Annotated in this window: 16 protein-coding genes; 9 read left to right on the forward strand and 7 right to left on the reverse strand. The window is 67.8% G+C overall.

Annotated elements, in window-relative coordinates; all coding sequences use genetic code 11:
* Positions 1 to 80 precede the first annotated feature (80 nt).
* The 6 genes from ACFUTU_RS14615 to ACFUTU_RS14640 all read right to left on the reverse strand — a co-directional run bounded on the left by ACFUTU_RS14615 (position 81) and on the right by ACFUTU_RS14640 (position 5,409).
* A complete protein-coding gene (locus tag ACFUTU_RS14615) occupies positions 81 to 221 on the reverse strand; it encodes a hypothetical protein (RefSeq protein WP_377965467.1) in 141 nt (46 codons plus the stop codon).
* A 40-nt stretch (positions 222 to 261) separates the two neighbouring features.
* Positions 262 to 1,662 carry an MFS transporter gene (locus ACFUTU_RS14620; RefSeq protein ID WP_377965468.1) on the reverse strand — a complete coding sequence of 467 codons (1,401 nt, stop codon included), beginning with the start codon at positions 1,660 to 1,662 and terminating at the stop codon, positions 262 to 264.
* 10 nt (positions 1,663 to 1,672) lie between these two features.
* Positions 1,673 to 2,002 carry a Dabb family protein gene (locus ACFUTU_RS14625; RefSeq protein WP_377965550.1) on the reverse strand — a complete coding sequence of 110 codons (330 nt, stop codon included), beginning with the start codon at positions 2,000 to 2,002 and terminating at the stop codon, positions 1,673 to 1,675.
* Between the two features lies 1 nt (position 2,003).
* Entirely contained in the window at positions 2,004 to 3,674 is a 1,671-nt protein-coding gene (locus ACFUTU_RS14630) for an FAD-dependent oxidoreductase (RefSeq protein WP_377965470.1), read from the reverse strand.
* A 69-nt stretch (positions 3,675 to 3,743) separates the two neighbouring features.
* A complete protein-coding gene (locus ACFUTU_RS14635; RefSeq protein ID WP_377965472.1) occupies positions 3,744 to 4,505 on the reverse strand; it encodes an SDR family NAD(P)-dependent oxidoreductase in 762 nt (253 codons plus the stop codon).
* A 118-nt stretch (positions 4,506 to 4,623) separates the two neighbouring features.
* Positions 4,624 to 5,409 carry an IclR family transcriptional regulator gene (locus ACFUTU_RS14640; RefSeq protein ID WP_377965474.1) on the reverse strand — a complete coding sequence of 262 codons (786 nt, stop codon included), beginning with the start codon at positions 5,407 to 5,409 and terminating at the stop codon, positions 4,624 to 4,626.
* Positions 5,410 to 5,543: 134 nt separating this feature from the next.
* Between ACFUTU_RS14640 and ACFUTU_RS14645 the strand changes: the two genes are divergently transcribed.
* From ACFUTU_RS14645 to ACFUTU_RS14660, 4 genes are all read left to right on the forward strand, one after another.
* The gene (locus ACFUTU_RS14645; protein ID WP_377965476.1) at positions 5,544 to 6,305 is read left to right on the forward strand and encodes an IclR family transcriptional regulator; all 762 of its coding nucleotides are present in this window, start codon (positions 5,544 to 5,546) and stop codon (positions 6,303 to 6,305) included.
* Between the two features lie 166 nt (positions 6,306 to 6,471).
* Complete coding sequence (locus tag ACFUTU_RS14650) at positions 6,472 to 7,758, forward strand: cytochrome P450 (protein ID WP_377965478.1); 1,287 nt, start codon at positions 6,472 to 6,474, stop codon at positions 7,756 to 7,758.
* Positions 7,751 to 9,055, forward strand: coding sequence for an NAD(P)/FAD-dependent oxidoreductase (locus ACFUTU_RS14655; RefSeq protein WP_377965480.1), 1,305 nt, complete (start codon positions 7,751 to 7,753; stop codon positions 9,053 to 9,055). Before ACFUTU_RS14650 ends, ACFUTU_RS14655 begins: the two co-directional genes overlap by 8 nt.
* 10 nt (positions 9,056 to 9,065) lie before the next feature.
* Positions 9,066 to 9,389, forward strand: coding sequence for a 2Fe-2S iron-sulfur cluster-binding protein (locus tag ACFUTU_RS14660; RefSeq protein ID WP_377965482.1), 324 nt, complete (start codon positions 9,066 to 9,068; stop codon positions 9,387 to 9,389).
* A gap of 13 nt (positions 9,390 to 9,402) precedes the next feature.
* Here ACFUTU_RS14660 and ACFUTU_RS14665 read toward each other — a convergent pair whose 3' ends face one another.
* Positions 9,403 to 10,089 (reverse strand): acVLRF1 family peptidyl-tRNA hydrolase, encoded by a 687-nt coding sequence (locus tag ACFUTU_RS14665; RefSeq protein WP_377965484.1) that lies wholly within the window; start codon positions 10,087 to 10,089, stop codon positions 9,403 to 9,405.
* 62 nt (positions 10,090 to 10,151) lie between these two features.
* Between ACFUTU_RS14665 and ACFUTU_RS14670 the strand changes: the two genes are divergently transcribed.
* The 5 genes from ACFUTU_RS14670 (at position 10,152) to alaS (ending at position 16,007) form a co-directional block, all read left to right on the forward strand.
* On the forward strand, positions 10,152 to 11,633 hold the full coding sequence (locus ACFUTU_RS14670) for a replication-associated recombination protein A (protein WP_377965486.1): 1,482 nt from the start codon (positions 10,152 to 10,154) through the stop codon (positions 11,631 to 11,633).
* A gap of 171 nt (positions 11,634 to 11,804) precedes the next feature.
* Positions 11,805 to 12,431, forward strand: a complete 627-nt coding sequence (gene rpsD, locus ACFUTU_RS14675; protein ID WP_076802735.1) for a 30S ribosomal protein S4 — start codon at positions 11,805 to 11,807, stop codon at positions 12,429 to 12,431.
* 166 nt (positions 12,432 to 12,597) lie between these two features.
* A complete protein-coding gene (locus tag ACFUTU_RS14680; protein ID WP_087874656.1) occupies positions 12,598 to 12,972 on the forward strand; it encodes a DUF948 domain-containing protein in 375 nt (124 codons plus the stop codon).
* Between the two features lie 19 nt (positions 12,973 to 12,991).
* The gene (locus tag ACFUTU_RS14685) at positions 12,992 to 13,222 is read left to right on the forward strand and encodes a DUF6167 family protein (RefSeq protein WP_236803481.1); all 231 of its coding nucleotides are present in this window, start codon (positions 12,992 to 12,994) and stop codon (positions 13,220 to 13,222) included.
* Between the two features lie 106 nt (positions 13,223 to 13,328).
* A complete protein-coding gene (gene alaS, locus ACFUTU_RS14690; RefSeq protein ID WP_377965489.1) occupies positions 13,329 to 16,007 on the forward strand; it encodes an alanine--tRNA ligase in 2,679 nt (892 codons plus the stop codon).
* Positions 16,008 to 16,010 lie beyond the last annotated feature (3 nt).

The following is a 16,010-nucleotide window of genomic DNA, read 5'->3' on the forward strand; positions in this document are numbered from 1 at the left end:
AGCGGGCGCCCACCGATATCTACACCCCTAGGTGCGTCGGCTGCGTACGATGTGTATCAGAGCCAGGGTCCAGCATGGTGTTAGGGGCCTTCGGTGAGATAGTGCAGGCCCATCCAAGGGGCCGTTGCCAGTTCGCCGACCAGCCCGCCGTCGACCTCGGACGGTACGTCTGCGGACTGCGCTGCTCCACGCTGTATCTCGTGACCGGTGTGTTGCGACATGATCTTGTCCTTCCGGGCAGTGGGCTTGGCGGGCGCCGGCTTAGCGGTGCTGCAGGGCAGGCTGCTGCGTTTCGGCCTGCCGCCGGCGTGCCGTGCCTACCAAATACGGCGCGCCGAGTTCCCCGATGGGAGTGGCGGCGGTCTCCCGGGACCAGAACGCGGAACCTGCGGCCACGAGCATGCAGGCCGTACCGAAGACGGCCACGGGCACCCAGCCCCAGGTTCCGGGGGTCAGCAGCATGCCGGCGATCATCGGGCCAAAGCCCGCGAGCACCAGCCCGAACTGGTTGCCCAGGGCCATGCCGGAGTACCGGACGGGTGCCGCGAACTGCTCGGCGAAGAACGCCGGCCAGACGCCGTTGAAGCCCGAGTACAGCACCGTCATGTTCAGGAACGCGGCACCGAAGACCAGCACGATGTTGCCGGAGGCGAGCGCCAGGAAGTACAGGAAGATCGTGACGGAGCAACCGATCGCGGCGGTCAGCAGGAGGGGGCGCCGGCCGATCCGGTCGGACAGTCTGGCCGCGAGCGGCATGGCGAACATGGACAGGCCGATGGCCACGGCGTTGACCGTCAGTATGGCACCGCGGTCGAACCCGGCGTCGGCCGTGGCGTAGGCCAGTCCGAAGACGGTGAAGATGGTCTGCATCACGGACATGATGGACATTCCGGCCACCCGCAGCACATCCGGGGCCTGGAAGCGGAGCACTTCCTTGATGGGCATCGGGGCCACCTGGCGGCGTTCCTGGGCCTCCTCGAACACCGGGGTTTCATCCAGGTGCGTGCGCACCCAGTAGGCGATGGCCAGCACCACGATGGACAGCCAGAACGGAATGCGCCAGCCCCAGGCCAGCATGGCGTCCCGGGGCAGTGCCGTGACGGGGATGAAGACCAGGGTGGCCAGCACCATGCCCGAGGCGTAGCCCGTCATGACGAAACTGGTGAAGAATCCGCGCCTGCCCTCGGGTGAATGCTCCAGCGTCAGGGTGGAAGCACCGGCCGATTCCGCGCCGGCGGAGAAGCCCTGCGCCAGCCGGGCCGCCACCAGCAGGATGGGTGCCCAGACGCCGAGCTGGCTGTACGTGGGCAGGAACCCGATGCCCAGGGACGCCAGGCCCATGATGCCGAGCGTCAGCAGCAGGATCTTCTTGCGTCCCAGCTTGTCCCCGAAGTGGCCCATCACCAGCCCGCCAACGGGCCTCGCCACATACGCGACGCCGAAGGTGGCGAACGCGCCGATCAGGCCGATGGCGGGATCCGCGGACGGGAAGAACAGGTGCGGGAACACGAGGGCGGCGGCGGTGCCGTAGATGAAGAAGTCGTAGTACTCGAGCGTGCTGCCGAGGAAGGACGCCAGTGCGGCCTTACGCGGAGTCTTGCGTTGGGCCGGGGCGTTGCGGGGATGCTGCAGCGGAACCTGCGGTGATGGGGAGGTGGTCACGGGAATCTCCTTAAGACTGCGTTGTCTCAATGGGGGCCGGCGTGGCATCCGGGAGGTGGAAGTCCACCGCAAGGATCTGCCGGCTGTTGGGGAACGAGTACGCCTTCAGCGGCTCGTGCAGGGGGTGCGTGTTGTACACGGCGATGTCCCCGACGCTCGCAAAGTCGGCCACGATGGCGTAGTCGAAGGAGCGTTCCGTCCTGAGGACGTCCGGTCCGTGGCTGAGGCTGAGCATGCCGGGAATCTTTCCAACCATGTTGTTGAGGCCGTCAATCCATGCCTGCCTGTCGGCCGGCGGGAAGTCGGGCTTGAACTGGAAAAGCACGGTGTGGCGGATCATTTCAGGCACCGGCCTCCACAAGCTCGGCCGCCGGGGCTGGAACGTACTCCGGGGACAGGCCGGCCAGCGTGCGTCCGGCGAGGTAGCCCATGGTCATGATCGGGCCGAGGGTGGCGCCGGCGCCGGGATACCCCGCAGCGTAGGCGTTCTCCGTGGTGTTGCCTGCCGCGAACAGGCCCGGGATGGGGCGGTTGTCGACGTCGAGCACGCGGGCTGAACCGTCGGTGGCCACGCCGCCGTTGGTGCCGAAGGCCCCGTTTACCACCTCCAGTGCGTAGAACGGCCCGGACTCGAGCGGGCCCAGCGAGGGGTTCGGCCACGGGCAGTCGGCGTCGCCCCAGTATTTGTCGTAGGCGCTTTCGCCGCGGCCGAAGTCAGGGTCCTCACCCTTGGCCGCGAATTCGTTGAAGCGGGCCACAGTGGCTTCCAGGTTCTCCGCCGGGACATTGATCTTCGCCGCGAGTTCCTCCAGCGTGGGCGCCTCGATCAGGTAGTCCGGCGTCGGCTGGCCGGCGCGGTGGGCCAGGATGCCGTACCTCTCCAGGTAGCCGTGGTCCACGATGACGTGCGCCGGGGTGTTCAGCGTGCGGTTGGCGGGGGAGTCCCAGGACTGCAGGCTGCGGGCGAGGTCGTTGTAGTTCTGGGACTCGTTGGCGAAGCGGCGGCCATGGCGGTTCACCATGATCGATCCCGGGCCCTGCCGCTCGAACCGCAGCAGGGTGCCCACCGGCTGGCCGTCGCGGGTGTCGCCGGTGACGGACATCGGCGCCCACCACGCTTCCCGCGTGCCGCGGGTCTGGCCGCCGATCCGTTGGGACATCCGGAGGCCGTCGCCGGTGTTCGACGGCGTTGAGCACATCGTGTACAGCCGGGATGCGAGCATCGAGTCGGCCAGGGCCCTGTCCCACTCGAAGCCGCCGGTCGCCAGCACCACGCCGTCACGGGCATGAAAAGCTTCGCCGCTTTCCAGTTCGACCCCGGTCACCCGGCCGCCGCCGGTCAGCAGGCGGTGGCCGCGTGCCCCGGTGACAAGTGCGGCACCGTCGCGGACCAGACTGGCGAGCAGCATGGAAACGAGCGCCTGGCCCTTGGCGACGAGACCCTGGTCCTGGCGGCCGGCAAGTTCATCCCACGGGAACTTGGTGAAGGCGCCCCACTCCTCGTACTCCTGCATGGTGAACGGGGCACGGCCGTCACTGCGCACGTGCTCCTTGAGTTCGCCCAGCGCCGCGGTGCTATTAAACAGCTCGGGCTCCACGGTCCGGCCGCCTGTCACGGCCCCGGGCAGGTCCTGCCGGTAATCGGGGAAGTTGTTGAGGAAGATGAAGCGGACACCGCACTCCTCCTCGACGAAGCGCAGCATCTGGTCGCCGTAGTCCAGCGCCGCGTCCAGGAGTTCCTCGCGGCCCCTTCCGCGGGCAACGGCACGCACGTACCGGGCGGCTGCGGCCTTGGAATCGGCGATCCCGGCCTTCTGTGCGTGGTGGTTGTCGGCCACCCAGAGCATGCCGCCGGAAACGGCCGAGGTTCCGCCGAGCAGTTCACTTTTTTCAAGCACGACGACGGACTTGCCGGCCCGGGCGGCGGTGGCCGCCGCAGTCAGTGCCCCCGCGCCGGAACCGACGATAACGACGTCGTAAGTGTCCGCAGGGGTGCCGTTGATGAATTTCATGGGGTGTTGCCTTTCAGAAGGAAGATGAAGGGTGCTGCGGCCGGTGCCGCAATGGGCGCCAGGGCTGCGTCAGACAGCCGTGTAGCCGCCGTCGATGACCAGCTCGGCGCCGGTGGTGAAGCGCGATTCGTCCGAGGCCAGGTAGAGCACGCCGTAGGCGATCTCGTCCGGTTCACCTTGGCGGGGGAGCGGGTTGGAGCCCACCAGCTGGCGGTAGTAGGCCTCGGGGCCGATGTCCGACTGCTCGGCGGAACGGCGGCTCATCCTGGTGTTCATGGACCCGGGATGGATGGAATTGACCCGGATGCCGTAGCCGCCGTAGGCCGCCGCGTCCGACTTGCTCAGGAGCCGCACGGCGCCCTTGGTGGCATGGTAGAGCGGCACGTTCCGGCCGCCGGTAAGGCCGTGGATGGAGGAGAAGTTGACGATGCTGCCGCCGCTCTTCTCGATCATGCCGGGGACCACGTGCTTGGTCATCAGCCAGACGCCTTTGACGTTGACGTTGAAAATCGTGTCGAAGTCCGCCGTCGAGGCGGTATGGGACGCTCCTGCCGGGCCGATGATGCCTGCGGCGTTGACCAGGATGTCCGGGGTGCCCAGTTCGTCGCGGACCCTGCGGACCGCAGCGGCCACGCTGTCTTCATTCGTGACATCGACGTCGTACTCACTGATGTTTTCGTGGGAAGTGGCGGCGGGAATGCCGGCAACGTCCAGGCTGGCAACGTTCGCGCCGTGTGCAGCAAGGAGGGCGGCAGTGGCGCTGCCCAGGTCGCCGCGGCCTCCGGTGACAATGGCGGTTTTGCCGGCCACGCGGTTCTGGATGGGATTCATGTGTGGTGCTCCTCGTGATCCTGCAGCCTCGTCGCTGCTTCCCAGCCAGCGTGGCAGGGGACCTGTGAGTGGAACCACACGATTACCGATGAACGGTAAAACCGGCTTCAGTGCCTGGCTAATGACTCTGGCGAAGAGTTCCCTTCAATTCGCCGCGCCAGCCCAGGGCCCTCGAAATTCCGCGGGCCGCTGCCATCAGCACGGGCACCCGGGCGGGGGCGTTCTCCTCGTTACGCGGCACTACGACACTGAGTGCGGCGCGGACGGTGTTGTCGGCACCGAACACAGGCACGGCGATGCCGCTGGACTCCGGCACGATGACCCCGGGCATGGCGGCGAAGCCGCGCTGCCGGATCTCCGCCAAGTGGCGCCTGAGGGCAGCCGGTTCGGTCAGCGTCGTCTCGGTGAACTTGGTGAGGGGCCGGGCCAGGAACACGTCCTGGTAGGCAGCGGGGGAGTGAGCCAGCAGCACCAGGCCCGAGGAGGTGGCGTGGACCGGCAGCCTCCCGGCGATCTTGGTGATGTCCACGATGGTCCTGTCCGAGCCGAGCCGCTCGATGTACAGGACCTCGTCCGAATCGAGGATCCCCAGGGTTGTGGAGTGCTGCACCACTGCCTGGACGTCCTCCATGAACGGCAGGGCCGCTTCGCGCAGGCCCAGCATTTTGGAACCGCGGGAAGCCAGTTCCCACAGCCGGGTTCCGATGTGGATGTCGCCGCCGGGCTCGCGTTCCAGCAGCCGCTCGAGGAGCAGGTCGTTGACCAGCCGGTAAGTGGTTGTCACCGGCAGGCCGGTGCGGCGCCCCAGTTCGGCGACGCTCATGGCGGAGTGCCGGTCGTCGAAGGCGCTCACGATCTTCACGAAGCGGCCGATGATCGACTCGCCGGACGCGGAGTTGGCCACTGTTCCTCCTGTCGATTCCCGCTCAATGGTAATCCCGCTCCCGGGCGGCCGTGTTCCCGGCTCTACTGGGGGTTTGTCAGTCAACGCCTGCCGCCGCCACGAAAGCGGCCTGCAGGCAGAACGGAGCAGGAACCGTGGCCAACTCGCCATCGGGGGAATCGGTTATCAGCCGCGTCGTGCGGCTCATGGGCGCCTTCGACCGGAACCTGCCGGCCATGACGCTTTCCGGCCTCGCCCGCCGCGCCGGCCTCCCGCTAACCACCGTGCACCGGCTGGTGGACGACCTGGTGGTCCACGGGCTGATTGAGCGCTTGCCGGACGGGAACCTGTGCTCCGGGATGCGGATGTGGGAACTCGCGGCCCGGGGCTCGCGCGCGTTGAACCTTCGTGAGGTGGCGCTGCCGTTCATGGAGGATGTCCAGGCAGCGGTCCACCAGCACACCACCCTTGCCGTGCTGGACCACGGGACCGTGCTGTACGTGGAGCGGCTCTCCTCGCCGCACTCCAGCCTGGACGCGGCCCACATCGCGCAGCGGATGCCCATCCACGCAGCCTCGTCCGGCCTGGTACTGATCGCCTTCTCGCCGCCCGCAGTCCAGGCCGAGGTGCTTTCACAGCCGCTCACGGCCGTGACCCCGGAGACCATCACCGACCCGGCCCTCATCCGGAAGCACCTCGCGGAGATCAGGCAGCGGGGCTACGTGGCCCTGCCGGGCATCGGCGTCTCTGAGTGGACAGGCATTGCCGTGCCCGTTTACGGGCCCGGCAGGACGGTAGTCGCGGCGCTCAATGCCATTGTGCCGCGGCAGGACGCTGCGGTTCCGGTGATCGTCCCCGCCCTGCTGACCGCTGCGCACGGGATTTCCCGCGCGCTGAAATCCGCCCAGTTGCGCTGAGCCCGGATGCATTGAGCCCGGCCGAATCCGCTGGCCGGGAACTCCGGGCAGGCTTTCACAACCGATGAACGGAAGACCCGTGGGAGCGGAAGCGGGGATCCCGCACTGTTGAGTGAGAGGCGGATCACATCGGATCACGCCGAACCCAACGGAAAGAAGGACGATGATGTCTGCCCCACTGACAGCAACTCTTCCCCCGTATTCGCACGAACTGGACTGGCCCGAGGGCATGGCGCCGTTCAAGGTGGTCGACGACGGGACGCAGGGGGATCCGTACGGCCACTATGCGTGGATGCGGGAAAACGCCCCGGTTCTCCGTGCCCACTCGCCTGTTTCGGATGTCTGGTTCATCTCCCGGTACGACGACGTCCGCCGGGCCATGCGGGCACCCAAAGTTTTCTCCTCCCAGGTTGTGGACCCAGTGCCGCTGACCTTCCTGACCCTGTTCGACGCCCCCAACCACACGAGGCTGCGCCAGGTGGTGGCGCAGGCCTTCATCCCGAAGGCCATCGCCCGCTTCGAGGACCGGGTGCGCGAGAACGCGGAGAAGTACCTGGCCCCGATGCTCGCCGCCGGCGGCGGCGACGCCGTGGATGACTACGCCATCCCGCTGAGCATGTCCACGATCAGCGCCCTGCTCGACGTGCCGGCTGAGGACTTCGACAAGATGAAGTTCTGGTCCGACGAAACCTTCAGCTACTTCGGCCGGCTGGCCCGCAACGCCCAGGGCACCGGCACAGACGAGCAGAGCACCCTCGAGTTCTTCGCCTACCTGAAGGACACCATGGAGCGCCTGCACCGCGAGGACAGCGACTCCGTCGGGGGGCACATCGCCAGGATGTGGAAGGAGGGGCTGCTCAGCGAGCAGGAAGCCAAGGAACTGTGCGCCTTCGTGTTCGTCGCCGGCCATGACACCACCACCATCCTGCTGGCGAACGCATTCCGGATCTTCAGCGAGCATCCCGGCCTGCTCGGCAGGATCCGCCGAAATCCGGACGACGCGAACCGCTTTGTCGAGGAACTCGCCCGCTACCGCGGCACCGTGCAGCGGGCCAGCCGGATCACCACGGAGGAGGTGGAGGTTGCGGGTGTGACGATTCCCGCCGGCGCCATCGTCCGCCTGCTGACTGCCGCAGCGAACCGGGACAGCAGCAAGTACCCCGACGGCGAGCGCTTCGACATCGACCGCAACACCGACGGGCACCTCGGCTTCGGGCACGGGGTCCACAGCTGTCTCGGCGCACCCCTGGCCAAACTCGAGGTCCTGGTGACGGTGAAGCTCCTCGCCGAAAAGCTCGGATCGGTCACCCTGGATAAGGACAGGCCCATCGAGTACGTGCGCGGCAACAACCTCACTAACTCGGGGCCCGAGCACCTGCACGTGATGCTGCAGCAAGTCAATGCAGAGCACACCAACGCAGCGCAGCGCAATGCAGGGCAGTCCAATGCGTAGCGGGACGGGAACCGGGAATGCAGCTCCGGTCGTGATCGTCGGTGCGGGACACTCCGGCGTGGCCGTCGCAGCGGGGCTCCGGGCGAAGGGGTGGGAAGGCTGCATTCTGCTCATAGACGCGGAAAACGGGCTTCCCTACGAGCGGCCGCCGCTCTCCAAGGAACTCCTGAAGGACGGCGCGACCGATGAATCAGCCGTGCTCCGCAAGGAAAGGTTCTACGCGGACAAGGGCATCGACCGGCTGGCCGGCGTCACCGCGGCGTCCATCGACAGGAACGGCCGGACGGTGCTGCTGTCCGACGGGACTCGGCAGGCCTACCACCGGCTGGTGATCGCCACCGGTTCCCGCGCCCGGCCGCTCACCGTGCCGGGCGCCGGCCTCCAGGGAGTTCGATCACTGCGGACCCGGGACGATGCCCTGGAACTCAAACGGCTGCTGGTCCCGGGTGCGCGCGTCGCCATCATTGGCGCCGGATACATCGGGCTGGAAGTGGCCGCAGCGTCGGCCGCGAGGGGCTGTGAGGTCACGGTGCTCGAATTCCAGGACCGTGTGATGAGCCGGGTAACGTCGGCCCCCGTCTCGTGCTACTTCGAGAAGCTTCACATGCGGCACGGGGTGCGGTTCGTCTTCGGCGCCGCGGTCACGTCAATTGACGGCGAACAGTCATTCCAAGGCGAACAACGCGCCCAAAGCGTGACCGTCGCGGACGGCACCGTCTTTCCTGCCGACGTCGTTCTCGCCGGCATCGGTGTCCTGCCCAACCAGGAGCTGGCCGCGGACGCCGGCCTGGACTGCCGGGACGGCATCCTCGTGGACGGCGACGGCCGGACGTCCGATCCCGCCATCTACGCCAGCGGGGACGTCACACGGTTCACCAGCCCCATCGACGGCGCCAGCCAGCGGCTTGAGTGCATCCAGAACGCGCTGGCGCAGGCGGACCGGGTGGCCGCCCATATCACCGGCCAGCCGGCCGCGGAACCGGAAGTTCCCTGGTTCTGGACCGTTCAGCACGGTGTCCGGCTGCAGACCGCCGGGGTCCGCCATCGCGAGGACCAGGTCATCGTCCGGGGAGAACCTGCGGGCGGCAAATTCTCGGTGGTCTACCTCCGCGGTGGGCGCCTCGCCGCCGTCGACACCATCGCCAACCTGGCCGACTTCCGTACCGCCAAGCGGCTGGTCGCCCAGGGAGCGCTGATCGACCCGGCACTGGCCGCCGACCCCGGCATTCCCCTCGCCGACGCCATCGCCGGCATTCCCCACCATGCAGCCGCTGACCTTGCAGCAGCCCGATCCTAAGGAAACCGATATGAGCAACAACCAGCTGACCGTCGTCGACCGCGAAGGCGCCACCCACGACGTTGAGTGGGAGCCGGACCAGACCATGATGGAGGCCCTCCGGGACAACGACCTGCCCGTCCTGGCGTCCTGCGGCGGCACGGCCTCCTGCGCCACCTGCCACGTGTTCCTCGACGAGAAGGTCTTCGGCACCCTCGGTGAACGCAGCGAGGACGAACTTGAGCTGCTCGTCGAGGCCGAGGGCTACCGGGAATGCGGCTCGCGGCTCTCCTGCCAGGTGGGCTTCAACCCTGATCTGGACGGAGTCACGGTGACGCTGGCGCCGGAGGAGTAGGGTCGGCGCTGCGCTAAGCCGGCGGGTCCGTCACCGTCACCCGCACCGCGCAGGCGTCGGCCGCGGCTTTCTTCACGACGGCGGCGCGGGGGTCGGGGACATCGAGGTAGGCCAGGCGGGGCAGGCCTGCCCAGGGCTTGAGGGCGGGCAGCGCCAGGACGTCGTCGGCCAGAGCACGGTCACCTCCCGGCACGATGTACTCGAAGGTCTGGCCGGCAAAAACCAGCCGCGCCTGCTCCGCCACCGCCTCCGCCATCGCGTCCGCCTGGTTGGCGCGGCGCCGGGCAAACCGCTGCTGGGACTGGCCGCCGGCCGCGGAGCGGGACTGCACGTATTTGGAACCGGTCTTGGCGGCAAGGATGGTCCCCTCGCTGGCAACGGCCACCCCGTAGCCTCCCCGGCGGACCAGGAGCAGGCCCACCGTGCGCGGCTGACATGCCAGCGATGCCAGACGCTCCACCAGGCCGGACCCGCGCCCGGGCCGGCCGTCGTCAGGCCACGGCGCCTGGAGCAGCGCCGTGGCGCCATCCGCGGCGGTAAGCCGGACGCCGTCGTCGTGGTCCTCGGTCCCCAAGTCCCCGTGACTGGCAGCGAACCGGCCAACCCAGCCGGCCAGCCGGGGGCCGGAGACGAACGTGGTCCTGGTGGACGCCGCACGCCCGTGCGCTTGCTGTGCCCGTTCCGGGCAGTTGCCTGCCATTGCCGGATCCCCCGCTTTCATGGCCGGATTTTTCCCGCTGATTCTGGAAGTAGCCTATCTATGTGGATGATCTCTTTGGTTCGGCGGCGCAGGACGGCGACGACGACAACGACGACGTCAGCACCGGCGGCTCGACCGGTTCTGTTCAACCCAGGCCGGGCCAGTCACGCGCCACCCAGCCGCGCAGCCCGCTGGCGGTCCGGATGCGCCCCCGGACGCTGGACGAGGTGGTGGGCCAGCAGCACCTGCTGGGCCAGGGGTCGCCGTTGCGTCAGCTGGCAGCCGGCGCAGGAGCAGATGCCGCCGGCCCCGCCGGGCCGAGCTCGCTGATTCTCTGGGGCCCGCCGGGCACCGGGAAAACCACGCTGGCGCACGTGATCGCGCGCGGACCCGGCCGCAAGTTCGTGGAACTCTCCGCCATCACCGCAGGCGTCAAGGATGTCCGCCGGGTCATGGACGACGCCCTGACCGCCCGCGACCTGTACAAGACCACCACCGTCCTGTTCCTCGACGAGATCCACCGCTTCAACAAGGCGCAGCAGGACGCGCTGCTGCCCGGCGTGGAAAACCGCTGGGTGGTACTGGTGGCGGCAACCACAGAGAATCCCTCGTTCTCGGTCGTGTCGCCGCTGCTGTCCCGCTCCCTGCTCCTGACCCTCAAGCCGCTCACCGACGCGGACATCGAGGGCCTGCTGGTCCGGGCCGTCGAGGACCCCCGCGGGCTGAACGGCAACGTCCGGCTCAGCGACGAGGCCCTGGAACACCTCGTCCGGCTTTCCGGCGGGGACGCCCGCCGGGCGCTGACGGCGCTGGAAGCCGCGGCGGGCGTCGCGTTCGGTGACGCGGACGACGTCGAACGTCCAGTCAGCGGGGAAGGTGACACAGTGCAAGCGGTCACCCCGGAACCGGTCACTGTTGAACTGCGGCACACCGAACGGGCGCTCGATGCGGCGGCCGTCCGCTACGACCGCGCCGGGGACCAGCACTACGATGTGGCCAGCGCGTTCATCAAGTCCATCCGCGGGTCCGACGTGGACGCGGCCCTGCACTACCTGGCCCGGATGCTGGAGGCGGGGGAGGACCCCCGCTTCGTGGCCCGGCGGATCGTGATATCGGCCGCGGAGGATGTGGGGATGGCGGATCCGACGGCGCTGCAGACGGCGGTGGCCGCAGCGCAGGCGGTGCAGCTGATCGGAATGCCCGAGGGGCGCATCATCCTGGCCGAGGCGGTGGTCCACCTGGCCACGGCGCCGAAGTCCAACGCGGCCTACATGGGCATCAACAAGGCCATCGCGGACGTGCGGGCGGGACTTGGCGTCGGGATCCCGGCGCACCTGCGCGATTCGCACTATCCCGGGTCCAAGCAGCTTGGCCACGGCGTGGGCTACAAATACGCCCACGATGCCCCGCACTCGGTGGCCACCCAGCAGTACCCGCCGGACGACCTTGTGGGCCGGGACTACTACGAGCCCACCGCGAACGGCGCGGAGCGGGACATTGCCGTCCGGCTCGAACGGCTCCGGAAGATCGTCCGGGGCAAGTGACCCGCATGGTAAGCTTGATCTTCGTCTGGCAAGGCACGGACGCACACTCCACCGAATTTCCGTTCGACGGAGCTGTGCCGTGTGCCCAGTAGCAAAAGGCAGCGGTTGGCCGATGCTCTCCCTTCTGGAGGCCAGTAACACTGACACACCGCAGATATTGGAAGGACACAAGTGGCTAACAACACTCGTGCTCGCCGTCAGGCCCGCCTCTCGCGGTCCCTCGGCATCGCTCTGACCCCCAAGGCAGCCAAGTACATGGAGCGCCGTCCGTACGGCCCCGGTGAGCATGGCCGCGCCCGCAAGAAGCAGGACTCCGACTACGCCGTACGTCTGCGCGAAAAGCAGCGTCTGCGCGCCCAGTACGGCATCCGCGAAGCCCAGATGACCCGTGCCTTCGAAGAAGCACGCCGCACCAAGGGCCTGACCGGTGAGAACCTCATCGAACTGCTCGAAATGCGCCTCGACGCCCTCGTGCTGCGTGCCGGCTTCGCCCGCACCATCGCGCAGGCCCGCCAGCTGGTTGTGCACCGCCACATCCTGGTTGACGGCATCCGCGTTGACCGCCCGTCCTTCCGCGTTGGCGAGGGCCAGCTGGTCCACGTTCACAGCCGCAGCGAAACGATGGCTCCGTTCCAGGTTGCAGCAGCCGGCGCCCACCGCGACGTCCTGCCCGCCGTTCCGGCTTACCTGGACGTCAAGCTGGACGCCCTCCAGGCCCGCCTGGTCCGCCGCCCGAAGCGCTCCGAGGTCCCCGTGACCTGCGAAGAGCAGCTCGTCGTCGAATTCTACGCACGCTAAATTCCGGCAGCGTATACAAAGAAGCCCGTGGCAAGCGCCGCGGGCTTCTTTGTATGTAGGGTACTGGGCTTTTGTATGTAAGGTACTGGGGGGACATTTGCGGCTGGGGCACCTGCGCAGCGCATGTCCGGTACCGTTCCACGGAGTTTCAAGGAGATGAACGTCTATGTCTGGTGGCGATATTGCCGGCCTGATCGCGGCCGGGGTATTTGCGCTCCTGGTCCTGTTGCTTGCTGTCCCCATCCTCAAGCTCGGGCGGGTGTTCGATGAGGTCAGGACCTCCATCCGCTCGATCAGCGACGGTGCCACCCCGCTCATGGACGAGGTCACCGCCACGGTTTCCACCACGAACCAGCAGCTGAAAAAAGTGGACGGCATCGCCTCCAACGTTTCCGATGCCTCGGCCAACATCTCGGCGCTGTCCTCCCTCATGGCCGCGACCGTCGGTTCGCCGCTGATCAAGGTCGCCGCGTTCAGCTATGGTGTCCGTTCCGCGTTCGCCACCCGCAAGAAGCCCGCCACCGGCCGCCGCAGCCGCTAAACCCGCCCGGAGAACTGAAATGAAACGACTTGTCTGGATGGGAATCGGCGTGGCCATCGGGGTCATCGCCTTCCGCAAAGTCACCGAGGCGCAGTCAGCGCTCGGTCCTGAGGGCCTGAACCGGGCCGTTGGCCGGCTGGCCGACGGGGTCTACGACTTTGCCGACGCCGTGCGCGCCGGCATGCGCGAACGGGAAACGGACCTGCGCACTGCGCTGGGTGTTGAATCCCAGGACCTCGCCCGCCGCTAAACGCGCGAGAATTAAAACCTGCAGTGCCGTCCAACACCGGGGCTGCCTCTGAATCAAACTGTCACGCGCCCGCATGCGTGAACCAAGAAGGGTATGTAATCAGCTCATGAAGTCGCAGGAGATCACAAAGCGCTGGGTGGACTTTTTCGTCAGCAAAGGCCACACCGCGGTTCCCTCCGCATCGCTGGTCTCCAGCGACCCGTCCCTGCTGTTCACGGTTGCCGGCATGGTTCCGTTCATCCCGTACCTGACCGCGCGTGAGGAACCGCCCTACACCCGCGCCACCAGCGTCCAGAAGTGCATCCGCACCGGTGACATCGAGGAAGTGGGCAAGACAGCCCGCCACGGCACCTTCTTCCAGATGTGCGGCAACTTCTCCTTCGGCGACTACTTCAAGGAAGACGCCATCAAGTTCGCGTGGGAGCTGCTCACCACCAGCGTCGCCGACGGCGGGTACGGACTTCCGCCGGAGCTGCTGTGGGTGACGGTCTACGAAGAGGACGACGAAGCCGAGGAACTGTGGCTTAAGAACACCGGAGTCCCCGCCGAGCGCATCCAGCGCATGGGCAAGTCCGACAACTACTGGTCCACCGGCCAGCCCGGCCCGGCAGGCCCCTGCTCCGAGATCTACTACGACCGCGGCCCCGCCTACGGCGCCGAGGGCGGCCCCATCGCCGACGAGAACCGCTACGTGGAGATCTGGAACCTCGTGTTCATGCAGTACCAGATCGACAACGTCCGGTCGAAGGTCGAGTTCGACATCATGGGTGAGCTGCCCAAGAAGAACATCGACACCGGCCTTGGCATGGAGCGTCTGGCCATGATCCTGCAGGACGTCGAGAACATGTACGAGACCGACCAGGTCCGCCCGGTCATCGACATGGCCGCCAAGCTCTCGGGCAAGGAATACACCTCCGCCGAAACCGAGGACGACCCGCACCACGCCGACGACGTCCGCATGCGCGTCGTCGCCGACCACATCCGCTCGGCCCTGATGCTCATCGCCGACGGCGTCACGCCCTCCAACGAAGGCCGCGGCTACGTGCTGCGCCGCCTCATCCGCCGCGCGGTCCGCTCCATGCGCCTGCTCGGCGTTGAGCAGGCCTGCCTGCCGGACCTGCTGCCCGCTTCGCGGGACGCCATGAAGGGCGTGTACCCCGTGGTGGACACTGACTTCGACCGCATCAGCCGGATCGCCTACGCCGAAGAAAAGGCGTTCCTGCGCACCATCGCGTCCGGCACCGCCCGGCTCGAGGACGCCGTCAAGGAATCCAAGGCAGCCGGACGCCCGCTTTCCGGCTCCGATGCGTTCACTCTGCACGACACCTACGGCTTCCCGATTGACCTGACCCTGGAAATGGCCGAGGAAGCCGGCCTGAAGGTGGACGAGCCCGAGTTCCGCAAGCTCATGCTCGAACAGCGCCAGCGCGCCCAGGCGGACGCCAAGGGCAAGAAGGGCGGCCACGCCGACCTCTCCGCGTTCCAGGAACTGCTCGCCGAAGGCGAAACCGTCTTCACCGGCTACACCGACCTCGAGGGCGAGTCCCGGGTCCGCGGCATCCTCAGCGGCGGCAGCAAGGTGGCCCAGGCGGCCACCGGCGACGAAATCGAACTCGTGCTCGCCGAAACCCCGTTCTACGCCGAGGCCGGCGGCCAGGCAGCCGACACCGGGCTCATCACCGGTGACGGCTTCGTCGTCGAGGTCCTGGACGTCCAGCGTCCGCTCAAGGGCCTGAGCGTGCACAAGGCAATCGTCCGCGAAGGCGAAATCGCCTCCGACGCGCTGGTCCGCGCCGCGGTGGACCGCGAACGGCGCCACGCCGCCGAGCAGGCCCACACCGGGACGCACATCGTGCACGCAGCGCTGCACCAGATCCTGGGCCCGCAGGCCACCCAGCGCGGCTCATTCAACAAGGCCGGGTACCTGCGCTTCGACTTTGCCTGGGGCGAGGGCCTCAGCGCTGCCACGAAGTCCGAGATCGAGGAAGTCTCCAACCTCGCCATCCGGAACAACTTCCACGTGGACACGAAGGTCATGAGCCTCACCGAGGCCAAGGCCCTCGGCGCCATGGCGCTGTTCGGTGAGAACTACGGCAGTGAAGTCCGGGTTGTGGAGATCGACGGCGCATGGTCCCGCGAGCTCTGCGGTGGCACCCATGTGTCCAACACCTCCCTGATCGGCAGCCTCTCCCTGCTGGGCGAACAGTCCGTCGGCTCCGGAAACCGCCGTGTTGAGGCGTTCGTCGGCATGGACGCGTTCCGCCACCTGGCCGCCGAGCGCGCCCTGGTGACCGAACTCACCGAAATGCTCAAGGTGCCCTCCGGCCAGCTGGCGGACCGCATCTCCGCGACCCTCACCAAGCTCAAGGCCACGGAAAAGGAACTTGAGCGGCTCCGGAAGGAACAGCTCGCGGCCGCCGCTGCCCAGCTCGCCGGAACGGCCGTGGACGCTGCCGGTGTCCGGGTCATCGCCCACGATGCCGGCCAGGTCAGCGGCGCCGACGACATCCGCGGCCTCGCCCTGGACCTGCGCAACCGGCTTGGGTCCGAGGCCGCCACGGTTGCCGTGGCCGGCGTCAGCAACGACCGCCCGGTCATCCTGGTGGCCACCAACGAGGCCGCCCGTGAAGCCGGCGTGAAGGCCGGAGCCCTGGTCCGGCTCGCCGCCGGAATCCTCGGCGGCGGTGGTGGCGGCAAGGACGACGTCGCCCAGGGCGGCGGCACGGACGCCTCCAAGGTCGGCGCCGCACTGGCCGCCGTCGTCGATGCCGTCACGAGGCGCTAGCAG

Origin of the sequence: Arthrobacter sp. NPDC057388, assembly GCF_042668165.1 — a bacterium.
GTDB lineage: Bacteria > Actinomycetota > Actinomycetes > Actinomycetales > Micrococcaceae > Arthrobacter.